Below are 19,478 nucleotides of genomic sequence, written 5' to 3'. Positions count from 1 at the left end.
ACTCAATCGGCATCCAAAAAGGCCAGATCTAACCCCCACGACACGCCGAGCCAGACACACATTTTGACCCTTAACCCTGTTACTGTTGTGACAATTGTGCGATAAAGAGCCAAAACCGGCCCGAGCCCCGAGGCTCCAGACCGGTTTTAGGTACGCCGCGGAAGTTCCTGCGGCAGGTGCTGCGCTAGAAGCGGACTGCAGAGTGAATCGGCATCATGTTCAGCGGGCGGTAGCCCACCGGGGTGCCGGAGTTCAGCGCGTCGATGATCTGGCCGTTACCGGCGTAAATAGCAACGTGGGATGCGCCACCGTAGTAGACGACGATGTCACCCGGCTGCAGGTCAGAAATGGCGACCTTACGGCCAGCGTTGGCCTGAGCCTGCGAGGTACGCGGAATCTGCTTGCCTGCCTGAGCGTGAACCCAGGAGGTGAAGCCAGAGCAGTCGAACGCGTTCGGGCCGGCAGCACCGTAGACGTACGGGGAGCCGATCTTGGACTTTGCGATGGACACGATGCGCTCACCCTGGGACGGCTGGCGCACCGGAGCCGGTGCGGCAGCAGCCTGCGGCTGGCGGTTAGCGACAGGGGCGCTAGCGTACTTCTTCTCGACGCCGTTGATCCAGTCGTTGAAGCCCGGAACGTTAGCAACGCCCGGAACAGCCTTCACGGCCGCGATAGCAGAACGGATGTCAGCGTCGCGGTCGGCCTTACCGGCCAGGGACGGGATCCACTGCTCGATGCCCGGGATGCTTGCGATGCCAGGGGTGTTCTCAATGCCCGGGATCTCCGCAGAGATGTTCGTGTTAGGAACGCGAACCTCGGCAGCATCAGCGGTAGTCGGGGCGATCAGGGTTGCGCCGGCGAGAACGGCGGACGCGGTTGCAACGGTGCGCTTGGTACCGTTTGCCTGGCGGCGGTGCTTAGCCACTTATAAACTCCATATCTCCAGTTGCGCCTACCGGGTTAGCTGTCGGGTTCGGTGCGGGAAGTCACCTCTAGGACGCTCCTGCGCTTGCGCGCTCCTTGCGCCCCGTTCACCCCAGGGAAGTCATGGTTCCCCGGCTTCCGGACCATAGGGGTCCTAGAACTCGGCTCTATGTGGTTCAAATGTCGCTTGCGCCTTCGTGGCTACAAGGTCTCAGCTAGGTTACGAAACGGACACAAGCATTGTCCAACGGCGCGCCCGTTATTTTTTCGTTATTTTCCCCGGCGCCCCGAAAAACCGACGCCTCGAGCCCCTCCATGCCAACCTGCTTTAGCGTGTGACGGCCTACTGCGGGCCTGTCACCAGCACGTTTGCTGCGGAATGACGTTACGTCCAAGGCCGGCAGAAAGCGATGATTGACGCCAAAACTTTCTAATGTGATCCTGCTCACAGTAGATGTCTTTATGGTTTTGTTACAAGCCAAAGGCCCCTCCCCCACCCGTTTTTGGGCAGTCAGAGGGGCCTCGGCGTTATGCACTAATGGCTCTAACGCTTGCTCTTAGTACCGGCGTCGCGGTCGACAGAGTTCTTCTCTGCCTCCAGCGCACGCAGCGTCTCCACCTCTTCGTGGTGGTTCTGGCGCGCGATCTCGTTGCGGCGCGCAGTGATCGCCGGATCATCCGGGCTGAACGTGCCGGAGGTCTCCGAGTCGGCGTAACCGAGCTGGTTCATCTGCTTCGGAACAACAGCGCCCGCGTACTCGAGCGGGATCTGGTGGCCGTGCTCGTCCACCGGGCCAACCGGCTGGTGAACCTCGACGAAGGCACCATTCGGCAGCTTCTTGATCACACCGGTCTCAATACCGTGCTCCAGGACCTCACGGTCAGAGCGCTGGAGACCGACGCAAATGCGGTAGGTGATGAAGTACGCCAGCGGCGGCAGCACGATCAAACCTATACGGCCAACCCAGGTCATCGCGTTAAGCGAGATCTGGAAGTGGTAAGCAAACAGGTCGTTACCACCGGACAATGTCAGCAGCAGGAAGAAGGTGATGCCCATGACACCGATACCGGTGCGGACAGGAACGTCGCGGGGACGCTGCAAGAGGTTGTGGTGCGCGTCGTCGCCAAGCATCTTTTTCTCCAGGAAGGGATACAGCAGCAACAGCACCACCATGAGGCCTGCCATCAGTGCCACCCAGAACACGCCCGGGATGGTGTAGTTACCCAAGTAGAGCTCCCACGCCGGCATGACACGGGCGGCACCATCCGTCCACAGCATGTAGACGTCAGGCTGAGAACCAGCGGACACCTGCGACGGGTTGTAGGGGCCGAGGTTCCAAATCGCGTTAATGGTAGTGACACCGGCCATCAGCGCGAGGACACCGAAGACCAGCAGGCCGAAACCGACAGCCTTGACTGCGAAGACCGGCAGAATGCGGATACCCACAACGTTGTTCTCGGTGCGGCCCGGGCCAGGGAACTGGGTGTGCTTCTGGAACCAGACCATCAGCAGGTGTCCGGCAATCAGCGCGAGGATGATGCCCGGCAGGATCAGCACGTGCATGATGTAGAAGCGGTCCAGCATGAGGTCGGACGGGAAGTCGCCGCCGAAGATTGCCCAGTGGATCCAGGTGCCGATGATCGGCAGGCCCACGATGATCGCGGACATAATGCGCAGACCGACACCGGAAAGCAGGTCATCCGGCAGAGAGTAACCGAGGAAGCCCTCGATCATGCCCAGCAGAATCAGGACAACACCGATGATCCAGTTGGCTTCACGCGGGCGACGGAATGCACCGGTGAAGAAGATGCGCAGCATGTGGGCGAACATCGCCATCATGAACATGAGCGCAGCCCAGTGGTGCATCTGGCGGATGAACAGACCACCGCGGACCTCGAAGGAAATGTCCAGGGCAGTCGCGTATGCACGCGACATCTCCACGCCGTTGAGCGGGAGGTACCCGCCGTCGTAGATCACCTTCGTGATCGACGGGTCGAAGAAGAGCGCCAGGTACACACCTGTCAGCAGCAGGATGATGAAGCTGTACAAGGCCATCTCGCCGAGCATGAAGGACCAGTGCGTCGGAAAGACCTTGTTCAGCTGCGGGCGCAGGACACCCGAGATCGTGTAGCGCGAATCAATATTGTCAGCAGCTTGACTGAGTTTAGTGCTCATTAGGACTTACGCTCCCAGAATGCCGGGCCGACGGGCTCAATGAAGTCCCCGCGGGCGATGAGGTAACCATCTTCGTCGATCTCAATCGGCAGCTGCGGCAGAGCGCGCGCAGCTGGACCGAAGATCGGCTTGCCGTGCTGCAGTGCATCGAACTGCGACTGGTGGCACGGGCACAGGATGCGGTTGGTCTGAGCCTCGTACAAGGAGGTCGGGCAACCGATGTGCGTACAGATCTTGGAGTAGGCGTAGTAATCGCCGTAGTGGAAGTCTTCCTGACCTTGGCGCTCCACCACTGCGGCAGCGTCGGAGGAACGCAGGCGGATCAGCATGACCGCATTGCGCGGGCCGTGGATGGAGTGCATGTGGTTCTCGTACACGTCCAGGTCCGGGTTGTAGTCATCGCCGTCGTTAACGTCCTGCTCCAGGAGCGGGAAGACCGTCTCCATGGAAGCTGCGTCCAAGTCCTCGGGGCGCATGCGCACCAGGCGGGACACACCAGCCGTGGTGTAGTGCTTGCCGGCGTCACTGTCGTGCAGCTCGGCGATCGCACCGGTGTCGCGGCCCAGGTAAAGCTTCTTGCCTTCACGCGCCATGGACCAACCCTGGGTCCACAAGGTGCCGTCGCCTTCGTAGTTCATGGCGTGGCGGGGACGCCACGGGTTCTTGATCACGCCGCCGAGCGGGGCGATGATGGCCAGGCCAGCAAGCAGGCCAGCACCACCGAGGAGACCCTGCATCACCTTGCGGCGACCAAGGGTGGAAGTCTGCCATGCATCGTTAAGCAGCGCGGTGGTCGTGCGGCGGTCCAGCTCGGAGGAGCGGCCGTCGTGGCGACGCTGTACCGCGATTTCTTCCGGGATGAACTTCTTGACGTACTGGACGACAGCGAAGCCCAGAGATGCAAGCGCCAGGCCAGAGGTCAGGCCGAGCAAAGGGGTGTACATGGTGTACATCCACAGGCCTTCGTCACCGTGGAAGCGGGGCTCCCACGGCCAGAAGAGGTAAACGCCCAGGAATGCCAGGCCCATGACGATCGAGATGATCAGCCAGACCATGATGCCGCGCGCAGCGCGCTTCTCTGCCGGGTCATCCTCAATCGGCCAGCGTTCCTTGCGGTACGCAACCGTCACGTCGTCGAGCTCGGTGCCCAGGGCAGCCAGCTCGGCATTGCTCATGCGATCGAGCTCTTTGTCTGTGTAATCCTTCTTCACTTCATTGCTCATGAGCGCGATCCAATCCACATTGCAGCGGCGCCGACCAGGGTGACACCGATGATCCACATTGCAAGGCCCTCAGCAACGGGGCCGATACCGCCAAGCGACCAACCCGAGGGGCTCGGGGTTTCCTTGGCGGACTTGATGAAGGCGATGATGTCCTTCTTCTCGTCCGCGGTGAGCTGGCGGTCAGAGAACTTCGGCATGTTCTGCGGACCAGTCAGCATTGCCTGGTAAATCTCCTGCTCATTGGCAGGGTCCAGGACCGGCGCGTACTTACCGGAGGACAGCGCGCCACCACGGCCAGTGAAGTTGTGGCAGGACGCACAGTTGAGGCGGAACAGCTCCGATCCGCGTGCAACGTCGTCAGCCTGAATCTGTCCGTCGTAGTTCTTACCGCGCAGCTCCTCCATAGCGACAGAGCCGTCCTCGTTGTAGACCAGCTCCGGGCCGCCACCGTTTGCTGCAACATACGCGGCGATGGCCAGGGTCTGCGCCTCGGTGTAGCGCGGCTTCTTGCGCTCAGCCTGAGCGTCATTCGACATCATCGGCATGCGGCCGGAGTGCACCTGGAAGTACACGGCACCTTCACCGGTACCGATCAGGGACGGACCGCGGTCCTTGACGCCCTGGAGGTTAGCGCCGTGGCAGGTGATGCAAGCAACGTCGTAGAGGTCCTTGCCCTCTTGGATCATTGCCTGGTCGTCGCGCTGGGCGGTGGCGACCTGTGCGTCCGGAGTCAGGGCGGACGCAAGCAGGCCGGCACCCGTGAGACCAAACGTCAACGCCATCGCGCCGGCAGCGGACCTGCGCAGCTTGCGGCGGTTACGCGCCTTCTTGGGGGTGTTATCCATGTTGTTCCCTTTAGCGAAATCAGATTTTCAATCAGCGTGCTGCGTGCGAGCGAGTGCCCGTGTGGGCAGCTACTGAACGAGGTAGAGAGTAACGAACACGCCGATCCAAATGACGTCGACGAAGTGCCAGTAGTAGGAGGTCACCATGGCCGCAGTTGCCTGCGCCGGGGTGAACTTCGACTTGGCCACGCGTGCCATGACAATGCAGAACGCAATGATGCCCGCGGTCACGTGCGCCATGTGGAAGCCGGTGATGATGTAGAACACCGACCCGTAGACGCTGGACTGCGGGGTCACACCGTGCATGACCATCTCAGCCCACTCGTAGGCGACCAGACCCAGGAAGATCACGCCCAGGGCAATGGTCACGGTGAACCACTTGCGCAGCCCGAAAACATCACCCTTCTCTGCGGCGAACACACCAAGCTGCGAGGTGACCGAGGAGGTCACCAGCACAATGGTGATGATCGTTCCGAAGAGAACGTTGAGGTGATCGGTTTGAACAGCCCAATCACCAGTTTTCATGCCGTTTGCACGCGAGGTGAAGTACATCGCGAACAAGCCGGCGAAGAACATCAATTCTTGGGCGAGGAACACGATCGTTCCGACGCTGACCATGTTCGGTCGGTTCAGCACCGGCAAACGGTCGGGCGAAGTCGCCATACCTGGGTTCGTTGTTGCAGTCGTCACGCGTATTAGTATCCCGCTTTTGAACCCTAAAGTCACCTTGTTTACCCCCGAGTTTTTCATGTGAGCAGTTCACGGACCTGCCCGTATTTCTGCTCACATTCCGCGTGTCGCAGTCACGCATCCGTCCAGGAACTCTTTCGCGGTGCTTTACGACGGTCATCCGTGCAGGTCATAGCTTGAGCCGCGATTCCCCTAACGCGGCAACATTCTCACCCCACTGCGGGAACGCCGCTAAGCGAACGTGCGCCACGAACGTCTTAGTTCCCGCGTGTGACTGGATTCACACATTCGGCCTGCAGAAACGTGCACCCCCATCAACTTTCGGATGACCCCTCACCCCATCGACCGAAAGGTTGGCCTGCCCCAACAGAAAAATGGAAACCCCCACGCCACAGGGCGTGGGGGCCGAAGTTACGTTCGCCTTTGCGGCGAAGTCTTAGTGCTTCTCGCGGGGGATACCGTACTGCAGGTTCAGCATCGTCACGCCCCAGATGAGCACGACGACACCAAGGGCCAGAAGCCACAGCTGCCAGAAGCAGATCCCGAAAGCCATGAGGGTAATGCCACCAGTCATCACCATCGGCCAGACGGAGTTCGGGGAGAAGAAGCCCAAAACACCAGCGCCGTCCTCAACCTCTGCTTCCTCCCAGTCCTCCGGGAGGATATCGATGCGACGTTCGGTGAAGTGAAGGTAACCGCCGAGCATGAAGGAGAAAGCAGCTGCGAGAACCAGGGCCACACCGCCGGCCCATTCGTAGCCGCCCATGTACGCGTCGTCGCCGACGAAGTTAGTGCCCAGGGCGTAGAGCACCGCAATGACCGCGATGAAGACGCCGATTCCGTAGAAGACCTTTGATCCTGCACCCATGATGTGTACCTAGCCTCTCTTAGATGCCGACGTTGTCGACGGCGTTGTTTCCGTCGCGCGTGCCGGTGCGGTCGGAGTTGAACGGGCGGGTGGACGTAGCGAACGGCTCCTCGCCGATGGCCTCAAGAGCCTCGGAGTTGGATGCTTCGGGGTTGTTGTGGCGGAAGTCCATGTACTCGCGGAACTGATCCGGCGTGACCGCACGGATTTCGAAGTTCATCATTGCGTGGTAGGTACCGCACATCTCAGCACAGCGGCCGACGAAGGAACCGGTCTCGGTGATCTCCTCGATCTGGAAGCTGCGCTCCTGCTGGTTCATCTCCGGGTGAGAGTAAGCATCGCGCTTGAACAGGAACTCCGGAACCCAGAAGGCGTGGCTCACATCGCTGGATGCGAGACGGAACTCGATCGCCGTGTCGGTAGGCAGAACCAGAACCGGAACTTCCTCGGTGGAACCGACAGTCTCAATCAGGTTGTAGTTGAGGTAGGACTGGTCGTTCGAAGACTGGCCGTGGATCGGGTTGCCGTTGACCATGTTCTCGTCGTCGATCTTGGTCTCGTCGGCCAGCTTCTGGCGCTCCAGATCGCTGCCGTCATAGTCCCCGCCGACCGGCGACAGGTCTCCCTTGACCTCCGCGTAGCCGAACTTCCAGTTCCACTGGAACGCCGTGACATCGACAGTGACATCAGGCTCTTTATCCAGGGCCACAACCTTGGTCTGCGCCTGGACCGTGAAGAAGAACAGGACCATGACGATCAGGATCGGCACAATGGTCAGCGCCAGCTCGAGCGGGATGTTGTACTGCAGCTGCTTCGGGAACTCACCGTGGCCCTGCTTCTGACGGCGCTTGCTGTTCCACGCGAAGACCGCGTAGATGAAGATGGCCCACATGATGATGCCGATGATCCAGGCAACGAGCCAGACCCAGACCCAGAAGTTGTACATGCTGGCACCTTCAGGGGTGACCGGGTCAGGCCAGCCCATGTCCAGCAGGTTGCCGAGTGCGCTCGGCGGTGCGACCTCACAGCCCGTCAGGCCCAAGCCGCTCAGGGCGATAATCCCTGCGAAGCAGAGCTTCTTGGCAAGGCCACGGTTCTTTGCCGTATCCACGTGTGTAAAGCCTTCCTATCCACACAGAATATTCCTACCCAGTCAGAATAGAGGATCAGCGCCACATGTTTAACCTGCACGGCTCCCGCGTTTTCGGCGACGCAGAGCCACGGCCTACGCAGAGCCCCCAAAGAGGCGCTGTCCTAGCCGGTCACCTGCAGTCACTGTGCGCAGATCCGCCACAGATTTCCCACAGGCGTAATTGCGGTCACACTTATCTTGCAGAATATCAATCGGAAGTTGCACCCCTAACGGGGACGGGCTAAAGGTGGTGCGACACCAATAGACTCAGCGGCGCCCCGCAGATCTATTGTGGGTGGAGCTAGTTTTACTCAACTCTTTCTAAGGAGCCACCCACTTATGTGCGGTCTTCTCGCAATGCTCAGCAGCAATTCGGACGCTGCCCGCTTCGTCGCGGCCACCGAGCGTGCCCTGCCATGTTTCCACCACCGCGGCCCAGATGCCGCCGGGACGTGGAACGACGATGACGCAGTTTTCGGCTTCAACCGCCTGTCCATCATTGACCTCGAGCACTCCCACCAGCCGTTGCGCTGGGGGCCGGAAGACAACCCGCAGCGCTACGCACTGACGTTCAACGGTGAGATCTACAACTACATAGAACTGCGCGATGAGCTGTCCGCCCTCGGCTACACCTTCAACACGCACGGTGATTCCGAAACCATCGTGGTGGGCTACCACCACTGGGGCAAGGACGTGGTGAACCACCTCCGAGGCATGTTCGCCTTCACCATCTGGGACACCCAGGACCGGGTCGTGTTCGCTGCCCGCGACCAGTTCGGAATCAAGCCCCTCTACTACGCCACAACTGACGCAGGCACCGTCTTCTCCTCGGAGAAGAAGTCCATCCTGGAGATGGCGCCGGAGCTCGGGCTGGATCTGAGCCTGGATAAGCGCGCCATCGAGCATTATGTGGACCTGCAGTACGTCCCGGAGCCGGAATCTCTCCACGCGGCCGTCCGCCGGCTCGAATCTGGATGCACCGCCACGCTGACCCCCGGCGGTGAGGTCGTCGCGGAGCGCTACTTCCGGCCCCAGTTCAATGTCACGCCGGTGATCAAAGGCGAAGAACAGAAGCTTTTCGACGCTATTGCCGCCGCCCTGGAAGATTCCGTCGCAAAGCACATGCGCGCAGATGTGACCGTCGGCTCCTTCCTCTCCGGCGGTATTGACTCGACCGCTATTGCGACATTGGCTAAGCGGCACAACCCGAACTTGCTGACGTTCACCACCGGTTTTGAACGCCAGGGTTACTCCGAGGTCGATGTCGCGGCTGAGTCCGCGGAAGCGATCGGCGTTGAACACATAGTCAAGATCGTCTCTCCGGAGGAATACGCCGAGTCCATCCCGAAGATCATGTGGTACCTCGACGACCCGGTGGCTGACCCGTCGCTCGTCCCGCTCTTCTTCGTGGCGCAAGAAGCTCGTAAGCACGTCAAGGTGGTCCTGTCCGGTGAGGGCGCGGACGAGCTCTTCGGCGGCTACACCATCTATAAGGAGCCCCTGTCTCTCGCGCCGTTCGAGAAAATGCCGGACCCCCTGCTCAAGGGCCTCAATCGGTTAAGCCACATTCTGCCTGAGGGAATGAAGGGTAAGTCACTGCTTGAGCGCGGAACGATGCCGATGGAGGATCGCTACTACGGTAACGCGCGCTCCTTCAACTACGACCAGCTGCGCCGAGTGCTTCCGTGGGCCAAGCGCGAGTGGGACCACCGCGAGGTCACAGCACCGATCTACGCCGAGTCCACGGGAATGGACCCGGTCGCACGCATGCAGCACTTGGACCTGTTCACGTGGATGCGCGGCGACATCCTGGTCAAGGCTGACAAGATCAACATGGCGCACTCCCTCGAGCTGCGCGTGCCGTTCCTGGATAAGGAGGTCTTCGCTGTCGCGGAGACCATCCCTCACGATCTGAAGATCGCGGACGGAACAACCAAATACGCCCTGCGCAAGGCCATGGAGCAGATCGTCCCGCCGCACGTCCTGCACCGCAAGAAGCTCGGCTTCCCCGTGCCTATGCGCCACTGGCTCGCCGGCGACGAGCTCTACGGTTGGGCCCAGCAGACCATCCGCGACTCCCAGACCGACGACATCTTCAACAAGCACGAAGTCGAAGAGATGCTCAAGGAGCACCGCGACGGTGTCTCCGACCACTCGCGTCGTCTGTGGACCGTGCTGGCGTTCATGGTCTGGCACGGCATTTTCGTCGAGCACCGCATCGATCCCGGCATTGAGCAGCGCGATTATCCGGTGAAGCTCTAAGGCTCACCACTCTCCCTGCCCCACTACCCCGCTCGTCGGCACCACACACGCCGGTGGACGGGGTAGTGCTGGCTCTACCCCGATTGGATAAGCAGGGTTACTGAATTTTCGTGCTTCTGTCGGTTCAATTCGCACTATGACCAACGCGCAGAGCAACCAGCAGTTACAGCGAAAGTCCGAGACCAAGACAAACCGAAGGAAAGTCTGGACCGTGATCGGGGCGCTAGCCCTCGCCGTGGTGATAGTCGCTGCAGTAGCCGTGTACTTTTACGGCCCGGCCGTCACCGCGATGACTACGGGGACGGCACGTTTTGTGGGCACGGACTCACCGAAACGCTACACCTCGACGGTACTTCAGCTGGCCGAGCAAGGTATCTACAGCGACTCGGAGGAATTCTCGGCCGCGAGCGAGCACGCCAAAGATGTGGCCAAGAAGGCGGATTCTGTCGACGAAGTGCGCGAAGATCTCAACAACGCGGTTCGCGCCGCGGGCGGTAAGCACTCGCGCCTGATCTCCCCCGATGAAAAGCAGCAGCGCGTTGATGACGAAAACGCCGAAGACGGCGCATCCGAACCCACCGTCAACGTGGAGAGTGCCGTCGCCATCGCCACGGTTCCCGGTATCCACCGCGACGACGACGTGCAGAGCTACGCTGACGAGCTGTCGAACGGCCTGACGCAGGCCCGCGATAACGGCGCATGCGGCGCAATCGTGGATCTACAGACCAACGACGGCGGCGACATGGGCCCTATGCTGGCGGGTCTCTCTCCCATCATCCCCGACGGCACTGCGATCGAGTTCGTCGCTTCCGGCAATGCGATGCCGGTGAAGGTCGAGGGGAATTCAGTCAGCGGCGGCGGCACTCCTCTCTCAACCACCGGTGGCAAATGGGATGCGCCGACGGCTGTGCTCGTCAGTGACGCGACCGCGTCTTCCGGTGAGGCGACCATGCTGTCCTTCCGCGGTCTGGACAATTCCCGCAGCTTCGGCACGCCGACCGCTGGGTTCGCCTCGGCGAATAATGTCTATGAATTCCCCGACGGCAGCGAGCTGATGCTCACCACAGCCAGGAACCGCGACCGTACCGGCCAAACCTACGCGGAGGATCCAATCGAACCCGACACAAAGACTGATTCGAGCGACGCTGCTTTGGCAGCGGCCAAGACATGGCTTCGCGAGGAGCACGGCTGCGAATAGATGCTAGGGCACCGGCTAGCACCGGTACTCAACCTAAAGAATTAAGCGCCCCGAGGGGCGCTTAATTCAATCCTCGCTCTCAGCGGAGCGTTCGTCTTAGTTGAAAGAGTCGCCGCAGGCGCAGGAGCCACCGGCGTTCGGGTTATCAATGGTGAAGCCCTGCTGCTCAATCGTGTCTGCGAAGTCGATCTCTGCGCCCATGAGGTACGGAACAGACATCTTGTCCACGACGAGGCGCACACCGCCGACGACATCGGCCTTGTCGCCGTCGAGGTCGCGGTCGTCGAAGTAGAGCTGGTAGCGCAGACCAGCGCAGCCACCCGGCTGCACAGCGATGCGCAGAGACAGGTCGTTGCGGCCTTCCTGATCCAGCAGCGCCTTTGCCTTAGCTGCAGCTGCGTCGGTCAGCTTGACGCCGGTAGTGGAAGTCGGTGCAGTCATAAAACATCTCCTTGGCCAATTGAGGCCGTGTTGCAGTTTCGGGGTCCGAGCCTACTCCCCGAGCCGGAACGGATGCTAGTGCACCCTAACTTGGAGCGAAGGAGCGGACTTCTACCGTGTCCAACACCCACGATGCGAACTGCATTCCAGGAGCAGAAACCGGCGCACTGCCACGGCCGTCAAGCTGCACGAACCCGTCGACCCTGTGTGGCTGTAACAGAAACCGGCCTTGTAGCCTAGAGAGCGTGAAACTTCCCTGGCAGAAAACTGACGCGACCGACGCCGCGGCCGGCGGCTCCACCAAAGTCGATCTTGCTGAACACAAGTCCGAGGTGACCAGCACGACCAGCACGGCAAGCACGGACGGCGCTAAAAATGCCCCAGAGAAGAAACTGCCCAAGGGCTACACTCCGCCGAAGGGGCGCCCCACGCCGAAGCGCCACGACCAGGAGGTCAAGCGCGGTGTGATCCGCGACCCGAACGCGATGTCCACTCCGCAGGCTGCGCAGAAGCGCAAAGAGCTGAAGAAGTCCATGTCCAAGGAAGAGTGGAAGGACTACAAGAAGCAGGAGCGCGCGCAGCGCCGCGCACAGAACAAGGAATTGCAGGCCAAGATGGACGCCGGTGAAGAGGCGTACCTCATGGACCGCGACAAGGGAAAGGTGCGCAAGTACGTCCGCGATTGGGTGGATTCGCGCCGTTTCATCTCCAACTACATCATGCCGGCGGCGTTCGTGATGTTGCTGATTATGCTCATCGGCCAGTTCGTGCCGCAGATGGCTGCGGTGCTGTCGACGTTGTCGATGATTTTCATCGCGACGGTGCTGGCGGAGGCGTTCATCATCGGCCGCAAGGCCAACAGGGCCGTCAAGGAGAAGTTCCCTGAGGAGAATGACACCGGCTTTGGCCTGGGCATGTACGCCTTCTCCCGCGCGTCACAGCCACGCAACTGGCGCACGCCCAAGCCGCAGGTCGCTCTCGGTTCCAAGGTGTAGAAGGGGCCAGCGCCGTGTCCACTCCTCTTTCGCTCGCGTTCGATCCGGTCCCCGCCCCTGACGCGTCTGCGGAGGCTGCAGTCCAGTCAGCGTTGACACAGAATCCGCGGGGGCTGTCTTTTGGCCGCTTAGCAGGCATCGGTGCGTGGGTGGCTGGACGGCAAGGCGAGGCTCCACCGAGGCCCCTGGGCACGGTGCGAGTGGTCGTGTTCGCCGGTAGCCACGGCATTGCGCAGCGCGGTGTCTCTGCGTTCACTCCTGATGCGACGGCGGTGCAAGCGCAGGAAATTCAATCCGGTGCGGCACCAGTGTGTGCGCTCGCTCGGAATGCTGGGGCATCCGTGCGCCTTATCGACGTCAACGTGGACGCCCCGTCCGGCCCCATCGATGTCGACGACGCCATGAGCCCGGATGAGTTCGAGCGCTCCGCGCAGCTAGGCATGTCCGCTGCGGATCACGAGATCGATTCAGGCAGCGATCTGATCGTGCTCGGTGACCTCGGCGCGGGGAACACCACCGTCGCCGCTGCGGTCATGGGCACGTTCACCTTCACGGAACCGGCTGTCGCCGTTGGGCGTGGCAGCGGGATTAATGACGAAGTGTGGAAAACCAAAGTCGCCGCGGTGCGCGATGCCATGTTCCGCGTCCGCGACCAGCGCGAGGACGTCCTCGAAGTGCTGCGGAGAATCTCGGCCCCGGACTTCGTTGCGCTCACTGCGTTCATTGCGCAATGCGCGGTGCGGCGTACGCCAGTGCTTATCGACGGCGCATACACCGCCGTTGCGGCCTACACCGCCGAGCGCCTCGCTCCGGGGACGAAAGAATGGCTCCTCGCTGGCCAGTTGAGTCCGGAACCGTGCCACATGGTCTGCCTCCAAGCACTTGATCTCACGCCGGTGGCTGCCCTGGACATGTCCACGGGACAAGCAACTGGCGGAGCCGCCACCCTTCCCTTGGTCAAAGCTGCCGTGGACTTGGTGCGCGACGAGATGCGCGCCCAGGCCAGCCAGCAGGCTGACAACCAAGCCGCCAGCGGCGACCCGGTGCTTTAGTTCCCGCCCTGCACCAGGGTGTGCAGCCAGCCGTGGGTGTCCTCATGCTCACCGCGCTGGATCGCGGTGAGACGATCGCGCATCGCCATCGTGACATCACCGGCTTCATTGCCGTTGACGGCGAAGTCAACGTCATTGCCCACGACGTGGCCGACCGGGGTGATCACTGCTGCGGTGCCGCATGCCATGGTTTCGGTCATTTCCCCCGATTCGGCACCGTTGCGCCAGTCGTCGACTGTGATGCGCACTTCCTCCGTCGTAAAGCCAAGGTCGCGTGCGACCTGCAACAGTGAGTCGCGCGTAATACCCGGAAGCAGCGAGCCGGACAATTCCGGGGTGACCACCCTGGCGCTGTCACCGGAGCCATAAACGAACATGAGGTTCATGCCGCCCATCTCTTCGATGTAGGTCCGCTCGATAGCGTCAAGCCACACCACCTGGTCGCAGCCCTTCTCTTCGGCTTGCGCCTGGGCCAGCAGAGACGCGGCGTAGTTGCCCGCGAACTTGGCTGCGCCGGTACCGCCTGGCGCGGCGCGGACATAATCGTCGCTAATCCACACCTTGACCGGGTTCACGCCGCCGGAGAAGTAGGAGCCAGCCGGGGACGCGATGACGAAGAAGGTGTAGGAGTCAGCCGGGTGCACGCCTAACCCGACCTGCGTGGAGATCATGAATGGGCGGAGGTACAGCGCCGCCTCACCCCCGGCCTCCGGGACCCACTCGTGGTCAATATCAACCAGCTGGCGCAGCGACTCAATGAACAGCTCCTCCGGAATCTCCGGCATAGCCAGACGTTCCGCCGAGTTCTGCATACGGCGCGCGTTCTGTTCCGGCCGGAAAGTGACGATGGTGCCGTCGGCGTGACGGTAGGCCTTCAACCCCTCAAAGATGGCCTGACCGTAGTGGAACACCATCGATGCCGGATCGAAGGAGACATTCTCATACGGGCGCACCTGCGCGTTGTGCCACCCCTGATCCTTAGTCCAATCGATGGAAACCATGTGGTCGGTGAATTTCTTACCGAACATTGGGTTTTCCAGAATCTCCGCGCGCTCCTGCGCACTCTTCGGATTCTCGTTCTTTGTAACGGTGAATTCAGGGAGGTTGTGGTTCGTCATACCCGGAATCATACTCCCGCCCCCGACCGCCCCCGACCGCGCTGCCATAGTCCAGACCGGGGGTTATCCGTAGTCAGCGAGGCCAGTAGGATCGCTGGCATGTCCACTCACGCGAAACTTCCCCACTTCACCGATCTGCTACCGGCGCACGGCACCATGCCGCAGCTGGAGTTCGCCGCCGACATTGCTAGAGCCGAGTCAGCGAACACGAGGATCATCCCCGTCCTGCAGGAGGATGGGGAGCTGGCGATGCCTACGTCACCTCTGACCAGTGCTGAGGTTTACCGTCAGCTCGAGTCCCTCGGGGCGACGGGCAAGTTGGGGGAAATCACGAAGCTCGTCAGCGACGGTGTGCTCTTCGTTGCCGTCGGTGTTGGTGAGGACGGTTTGGACGAGACCGCTCTGCGCCGCGCGATGGGTGCGGCTGCGCGGGGGCTGAAGGACTCCACGAACGCAGTCGTTCTGGGCAGCTACGGCATCCGCGCGACTGTGGAGGGGCTGCTGCTCGGCGGCTACGCCTACAACGGCCTCAAGAGTGCGGAGAAGGCCACCCCGGACACCGCCGAAGGAGAGAAAACTGCCGAGGTCGAGGGGTACAGCGACACCCCGGCGCGGCGCCCCTTGGTCACTGTCATCGGCGATGAGGCCGACCGCGACCAGTTCGATGCCGCCGTCACCGTTGCCAACGCGGTCGCCCTCGCCCGTGACCTGGTGAACACGCCGTCGAACCTGCTCTACCCCGCCAACTACGCCGACATCGCTACTGCGGTCGCCGGTCGGTGCGGTCTCACCGTGGAGGTACTCGACCACGATCAGCTCCGCGAGCAGGGTTTCGGCGGTATCACCGCCGTTGGTCAGGGTTCTGAGCGTCCGCCGCGTCTCGTCCACCTCTCCTGGGCGCCAGAGAACGCGGGCACCTCCGTGGCGCTCGTCGGTAAAGGCATCACCTTCGACACCGGCGGCATCTCCATCAAACCTGCCGCCGGGATGGAGCAGATGGTGATGGACATGGGAGGTTCCGCAGCTGTGCTCGCGGCTACCTCCGCGATCGCTGCGCTCGAGCTACCTGTGCGTGTCGACGCATGGCTTCCCCTGGCAGAAAACATGCCATCCGGTACGGCGCAACGCCCTGGCGACGTGATCACCCACTACGGCGGCATGACATCCGAGGTGATCAACACTGATGCCGAGGGCCGCCTCGTGCTTGCCGACGCAATTGCCCGCGCCAGCGAGGACCACCCCGACTACCTCATCGAAACATCCACCTTGACCGGCGCGCAGATGGTGGCGCTGGGCAAGCGCACCTTCGGCGTCATGGGTTCAGACGAACTGCGCGACCAGATCGCCGAAACGGCACGCGAGATCGATGAACCCGGCTGGGCCATGCCGATGCTGGAAGAACACGACGAGGAAATCGCCTCCAAGGTGGCCGACATCAAAAACGCCAACTCGGACCGCTTCGGCGGCATGGAATTCGCCGCCACCTACCTATCCAAGTTCGTGGGCGAGACCGCCGACGGCGAGGAGATCCCGTGGGCGCATATCGACGTCGCCTCCCCCGCTTGGAACACCGGCGGCCCCTACGGATTCATTCCCGCCCGGGCGACCGGTGTGCCGGTGCGCACCATCGTGGAGACGATTCGTTCGATCTGCTCCTAACGTTTAAGGGCTCCGTCGCCTAGACGTTAGGGTCTTCGCCGCGCTCGAACTTGGCGCGGCGTTCTTTTTGTTCGGCGCGCTTACGCAGGATCCGCTCCTGCTCCATCCGTTTCCGCATGCGGTCTGGGTATCCGGTCTCTTCAACGTCGTAAAGCGAAATGCCCAGCATCTTGCTCACCGCGTCAATGCCCTTGGGTCCCCCAATGTTGCGGCGCGTGTACTCGCCATTGTCCGCAACGAGCACGACTGACATTTCGTTGACCATCGTTTCCGGCTCGACGAAGCCCTCGACGAACCCATGCCGCTCCGCCCACTGCTTGAGATACTGGGCATCTTCCGGCCGCACAGTCTCCCCCGGGCCGCGCGGCGGCTTGAACGGGGAATTCTTCTTGCGTGAGCCGAACAGATTGAACACGGTCAATATTGTAGGCCTCCCCTGTCGCACCCCCCGTATTTGGCGGACATCACACTTGCGGACGCGATGCCTGGGAAGCGAGTACTCTGGGAAGAGATTCAACGTCTGCAAACTTTTATAGGAGACACACACAACCATGGCTCACTCTGTAGAGATGCCCGAGCTGGGCGAATCGGTCACCGAAGGCACCATCACGACGTGGCTCAAGGAGGTCGGCGACACCGTCGAGGTCGACGAGCCATTGCTCGAGGTCTCCACCGACAAGGTCGACACCGAGATCCCGTCCCCGGTCGCTGGCGTGCTGCTGGAGATCAAGGCTGAGGAAGACGACACTGTCGAGGTCGGCGAAGTCATCGCTGTCGTCGGCGACGAGGGCGAAGAGCCGTCCGGTGATTCCGGCTCCGGCTCTGACGCGGCTGACTCGGACGACTCTGCAGAGGCAGAGAAGGAAAAGGCCGACGAGAAGCCGGCCCAGGAGGAGTCCGCGCCGAAGAAGTCCGGCGGCTCCGGAAGCGCCACCGATGTTGAAATGCCGGAGCTGGGTGAGTCTGTCACCGAGGGCACCATCACCACGTGGCTGAAGTCCGTCGGCGACGAGGTTGAGGTCGACGAGCCGCTGCTCGAGGTCTCCACCGACAAGGTCGACACCGAGATCCCGTCCCCGGTGGCCGGCACCCTGGTCGAGATCCTCGCGGAAGAGGACGACACCGTCGAGGTCGGCGAAGTCATCGCTCGCGTCGGTGACGCTGACGCAGCTGGTGCTTCCGACGAGCCGGAGCAGACCAACCGCGGCGAGGACGATGTTGCTGACGCTGCCGAAGAGGTCGACGACGACAACTCGGCACAAGGCGAAGGCGACAACCCGGCTGACGCACCGAAGAAGGACTCCGAGAACAAGTCCTCCACCAACAAGAAGGGCTCTGGTGAGTCCACCGACGTGGAGATGCCGGAACTGGGTGAGTCTGTCACCGAGGGCACCATCACCACGTGGCTGAAGTCCGTCGGAGACATGGTTGAGGTCGATGAGCCGCTGCTCGAGGTCTCCACCGACAAGGTCGACACCGAGATCCCGTCCCCGGTGGAGGGCACTCTGCTGGAAATCCTCGCGGAAGAGGACGACACCGTCGAGGTCGGCGAGGTCATTGCTCGCGTCGGTGACGCTGAGGCGGCTGCTGACGATTCCGCTTCCGATGACTCTGACACCTCTGCTTCCGAGCCCCCTGCAAAGGAGGAGAAGCCCGCTGAGCCTGAGGTCAAGGAAGAGAAGCAGGCAGCCAAGGACGAGAAGCCGAAGTCCGAGGCACCGAAGAAGGACGAGAAGCCTGCAGGTGACTCCGCTGAGTCCACCAACACCTCGGCGAAGGTCGACAACGGCGGCAAGGTGCCGTACGTGACCCCGCTGGTGCGCAAGCTGGCTGACAAGCACGGTGTGGACCTCAACTCCATCGAGGGCACTGGTGTCGGCGGCCGCATCCGCAAGCAGGATGTCCTGGCTGCTGCGCAGGGTGGCTCCGCCGACTCCGCTGAGTCCACCCAGGCTGCTGCCGCTGAGCAGAAGGACGCTGGCCCGCGCTCCCGTTGGTCCACCAAGTCTGTGGACCCGGCGAAGTCCGAGCTGATCGGCACGACCCAGAAGGTCAACCGCATCCGCGAAATCACGGCCGCCAAGATGGTCGAGTCCCTGCAGATCACTGCACAGCTCACCCACGTCCAGGAGGCCGACGTCACGCGCGTTGCAGAGCTGCGTAAGGCTGCGAAGCCGGCATTCGTCGATAAGCACGGCGTGAACATCACGTACCTGCACTTCTTCATCAAGGCCGCCGCAGAGGCTCTGGTTTCCCACCCGAACGTCAACGCGTCCTACAACGCGGAGACCAAGGAGATCACCTACCACGACACCGTCAACATCGGCGTCGCGGTGGACACCCCGCAGGGTCTGCTCGTGCCGGTGCTGAAGAACGTTCAGGACATGAACCTGGCTGACATTGCCAAGGGCGTGGCTGATGTCGCCGAGCGCGCACGCAACAAGAAGCTGCGCCCGGATGACCTGTCGGGGGCCACCTTCACGGTGTCCAACATCGGCTCCGAGGGTGCACTGCTGGATACCCCGATCCTCACCCCGCCGCAGGCCGGCATCCTGGGCACCGCGGCGATCCAGAAGCGCCCGGTCATTGTCACCGAGGACGGCATCGACTCCATCGCGATCCGCCAGATGTGCTTCCTGCCGTTCACCTATGACCACCAGCTGGTCGACGGTGCTGACGCTGGCCGCTTCGTCTCCACCATCGTGGACCGCATCGAGGCCGGCGACTTCCAGGACGACTTGGACATCTAAGCCCCCTGTCTCCGCGCACTGAGCCCGGTTCCAGCTTCAGCTGGGGCCGGGTTTCGGCTTTCCTAGACCCCATTGTCACCGCGGATGTGCAACCCCTGTGCGGGTTGTGAACCGGGCACGCCACCTCGCCGATCCCTCTAGA

Annotated in this window: 16 protein-coding genes and 1 riboswitch; of the genes, 6 read left to right on the top strand and 10 right to left on the bottom strand. The window is 61.9% G+C overall.

Annotated elements, in window-relative coordinates; all coding sequences use genetic code 11:
* Positions 1–184: 184 nt before the first annotated feature.
* The 7 genes from KBX17_RS09825 to KBX17_RS09795 form a co-directional block, all read right to left on the bottom strand.
* The gene (locus tag KBX17_RS09825) at positions 185–928 is read right to left on the bottom strand and encodes a C40 family peptidase (protein ID WP_005289516.1); all 744 of its coding nucleotides are present in this window, start codon (positions 926–928) and stop codon (positions 185–187) included.
* Between the two features lie 9 nt (positions 929–937).
* A riboswitch (cyclic di-AMP (ydaO/yuaA leader) is annotated at positions 938–1,104 on the bottom strand.
* 367 nt (positions 1,105–1,471) lie between these two features.
* Positions 1,472–3,103 (bottom strand): cytochrome bc complex cytochrome b subunit, encoded by a 1,632-nt coding sequence (locus tag KBX17_RS09820; protein ID WP_256019622.1) that lies wholly within the window; start codon positions 3,101–3,103, stop codon positions 1,472–1,474.
* Complete coding sequence (locus KBX17_RS09815; protein ID WP_005289512.1) at positions 3,103–4,326, bottom strand: ubiquinol-cytochrome c reductase iron-sulfur subunit; 1,224 nt, start codon at positions 4,324–4,326, stop codon at positions 3,103–3,105. Before KBX17_RS09815 ends, KBX17_RS09820 begins: the two co-directional genes overlap by 1 nt.
* Positions 4,323–5,171, bottom strand: a complete 849-nt coding sequence (locus tag KBX17_RS09810) for a c-type cytochrome (protein ID WP_255994785.1) — start codon at positions 5,169–5,171, stop codon at positions 4,323–4,325. Before KBX17_RS09810 ends, KBX17_RS09815 begins: the two co-directional genes overlap by 4 nt.
* 69 nt (positions 5,172–5,240) lie before the next feature.
* Complete coding sequence (locus KBX17_RS09805) at positions 5,241–5,861, bottom strand: heme-copper oxidase subunit III (RefSeq protein WP_198002190.1); 621 nt, start codon at positions 5,859–5,861, stop codon at positions 5,241–5,243.
* 436 nt (positions 5,862–6,297) lie between these two features.
* Entirely contained in the window at positions 6,298–6,729 is a 432-nt protein-coding gene (locus KBX17_RS09800) for a cytochrome c oxidase subunit 4 (protein ID WP_005289502.1), read from the bottom strand.
* Positions 6,730–6,748: 19 nt separating this feature from the next.
* The gene (locus KBX17_RS09795) at positions 6,749–7,840 is read right to left on the bottom strand and encodes a cytochrome c oxidase subunit II (protein WP_005289500.1); all 1,092 of its coding nucleotides are present in this window, start codon (positions 7,838–7,840) and stop codon (positions 6,749–6,751) included.
* A 360-nt stretch (positions 7,841–8,200) separates the two neighbouring features.
* Between KBX17_RS09795 and asnB the strand changes: the two genes are divergently transcribed.
* Both asnB and KBX17_RS09785 read left to right on the top strand, forming a co-directional pair.
* Positions 8,201–10,123: an asparagine synthase (glutamine-hydrolyzing) gene (asnB, locus tag KBX17_RS09790; RefSeq protein ID WP_255997894.1), complete on the top strand. Its 1,923-nt coding sequence runs from the start codon at positions 8,201–8,203 to the stop codon at positions 10,121–10,123.
* 136 nt (positions 10,124–10,259) lie between these two features.
* Positions 10,260–11,321 carry a S41 family peptidase gene (locus tag KBX17_RS09785; protein ID WP_005289496.1) on the top strand — a complete coding sequence of 354 codons (1,062 nt, stop codon included), beginning with the start codon at positions 10,260–10,262 and terminating at the stop codon, positions 11,319–11,321.
* 96 nt (positions 11,322–11,417) lie between these two features.
* Here KBX17_RS09785 and KBX17_RS09780 read toward each other — a convergent pair whose 3' ends face one another.
* Positions 11,418–11,762 carry an iron-sulfur cluster assembly accessory protein gene (locus KBX17_RS09780; RefSeq protein WP_005289494.1) on the bottom strand — a complete coding sequence of 115 codons (345 nt, stop codon included), beginning with the start codon at positions 11,760–11,762 and terminating at the stop codon, positions 11,418–11,420.
* 245 nt (positions 11,763–12,007) lie between these two features.
* Here KBX17_RS09780 and KBX17_RS09775 point away from each other — a divergent pair, with 245 nt between their 5' ends.
* Together KBX17_RS09775 and KBX17_RS09770 are read left to right on the top strand one after the other, a co-directional pair.
* Positions 12,008–12,757 carry a DUF3043 domain-containing protein gene (locus KBX17_RS09775; RefSeq protein ID WP_255997893.1) on the top strand — a complete coding sequence of 250 codons (750 nt, stop codon included), beginning with the start codon at positions 12,008–12,010 and terminating at the stop codon, positions 12,755–12,757.
* A gap of 14 nt (positions 12,758–12,771) precedes the next feature.
* Entirely contained in the window at positions 12,772–13,809 is a 1,038-nt protein-coding gene (locus KBX17_RS09770; protein ID WP_255997891.1) for a nicotinate-nucleotide--dimethylbenzimidazole phosphoribosyltransferase, read from the top strand.
* Here KBX17_RS09770 and KBX17_RS09765 read toward each other — a convergent pair.
* Positions 13,806–14,927 (bottom strand): branched-chain amino acid aminotransferase, encoded by a 1,122-nt coding sequence (locus tag KBX17_RS09765; RefSeq protein ID WP_256019621.1) that lies wholly within the window; start codon positions 14,925–14,927, stop codon positions 13,806–13,808. The genes KBX17_RS09770 and KBX17_RS09765 overlap by 4 nt on opposite strands.
* A gap of 99 nt (positions 14,928–15,026) precedes the next feature.
* Here KBX17_RS09765 and KBX17_RS09760 point away from each other — a divergent pair, with 99 nt between their 5' ends.
* The gene (locus KBX17_RS09760; RefSeq protein ID WP_255994780.1) at positions 15,027–16,586 is read left to right on the top strand and encodes a leucyl aminopeptidase; all 1,560 of its coding nucleotides are present in this window, start codon (positions 15,027–15,029) and stop codon (positions 16,584–16,586) included.
* Between the two features lie 19 nt (positions 16,587–16,605).
* Here KBX17_RS09760 and KBX17_RS09755 read toward each other — a convergent pair whose 3' ends face one another.
* Positions 16,606–17,001: an oxidoreductase gene (locus tag KBX17_RS09755; RefSeq protein ID WP_255994779.1), complete on the bottom strand. Its 396-nt coding sequence runs from the start codon at positions 16,999–17,001 to the stop codon at positions 16,606–16,608.
* A gap of 136 nt (positions 17,002–17,137) precedes the next feature.
* Between KBX17_RS09755 and sucB the strand changes: the two genes are divergently transcribed.
* Positions 17,138–19,336 (top strand): 2-oxoglutarate dehydrogenase, E2 component, dihydrolipoamide succinyltransferase, encoded by a 2,199-nt coding sequence (gene sucB, locus KBX17_RS09750; protein ID WP_256019619.1) that lies wholly within the window; start codon positions 17,138–17,140, stop codon positions 19,334–19,336.
* The last annotated feature ends 142 nt before the right edge of the window (positions 19,337–19,478 follow it).

It is taken from the genome of Corynebacterium sp. CCUG 65737 (assembly GCF_024454115.1).
Taxonomy (GTDB): Bacteria; Actinomycetota; Actinomycetes; order Mycobacteriales; family Mycobacteriaceae; genus Corynebacterium; species Corynebacterium genitalium.
Note: the sequence above shows the minus strand (reverse complement) of the source record. Positions and strands in the feature narration are given on the sequence as shown.

Bases quoted from the DNA above. Each gene is read 5' to 3' on its own strand.
- KBX17_RS09820 (WP_256019622.1), bottom strand. From the start codon at position 3,103: ATGAGCACTAAACTCAGTCAAGCTGCTGACAATATTGATTCGCGCTAC.
- KBX17_RS09815 (WP_005289512.1), bottom strand. From the start codon at position 4,326: ATGAGCAATGAAGTGAAGAAGGATTACACAGACAAAGAGCTCGATCGC.
- KBX17_RS09810 (WP_255994785.1), bottom strand. From the start codon at position 5,171: ATGGATAACACCCCCAAGAAGGCGCGTAACCGCCGCAAGCTGCGCAGG.
- KBX17_RS09800 (WP_005289502.1), bottom strand. From the start codon at position 6,729: ATGGGTGCAGGATCAAAGGTCTTCTACGGAATCGGCGTCTTCATCGCG.
- asnB (WP_255997894.1), top strand. From the start codon at position 8,201: ATGTGCGGTCTTCTCGCAATGCTCAGCAGCAATTCGGACGCTGCCCGC.
- KBX17_RS09785 (WP_005289496.1), top strand. From the start codon at position 10,260: ATGACCAACGCGCAGAGCAACCAGCAGTTACAGCGAAAGTCCGAGACC.
- KBX17_RS09780 (WP_005289494.1), bottom strand. From the start codon at position 11,762: ATGACTGCACCGACTTCCACTACCGGCGTCAAGCTGACCGACGCAGCT.
- KBX17_RS09765 (WP_256019621.1), bottom strand. From the start codon at position 14,927: ATGACGAACCACAACCTCCCTGAATTCACCGTTACAAAGAACGAGAAT.
- KBX17_RS09760 (WP_255994780.1), top strand. From the start codon at position 15,027: ATGTCCACTCACGCGAAACTTCCCCACTTCACCGATCTGCTACCGGCG.
- sucB (WP_256019619.1), top strand. From the start codon at position 17,138: ATGGCTCACTCTGTAGAGATGCCCGAGCTGGGCGAATCGGTCACCGAA.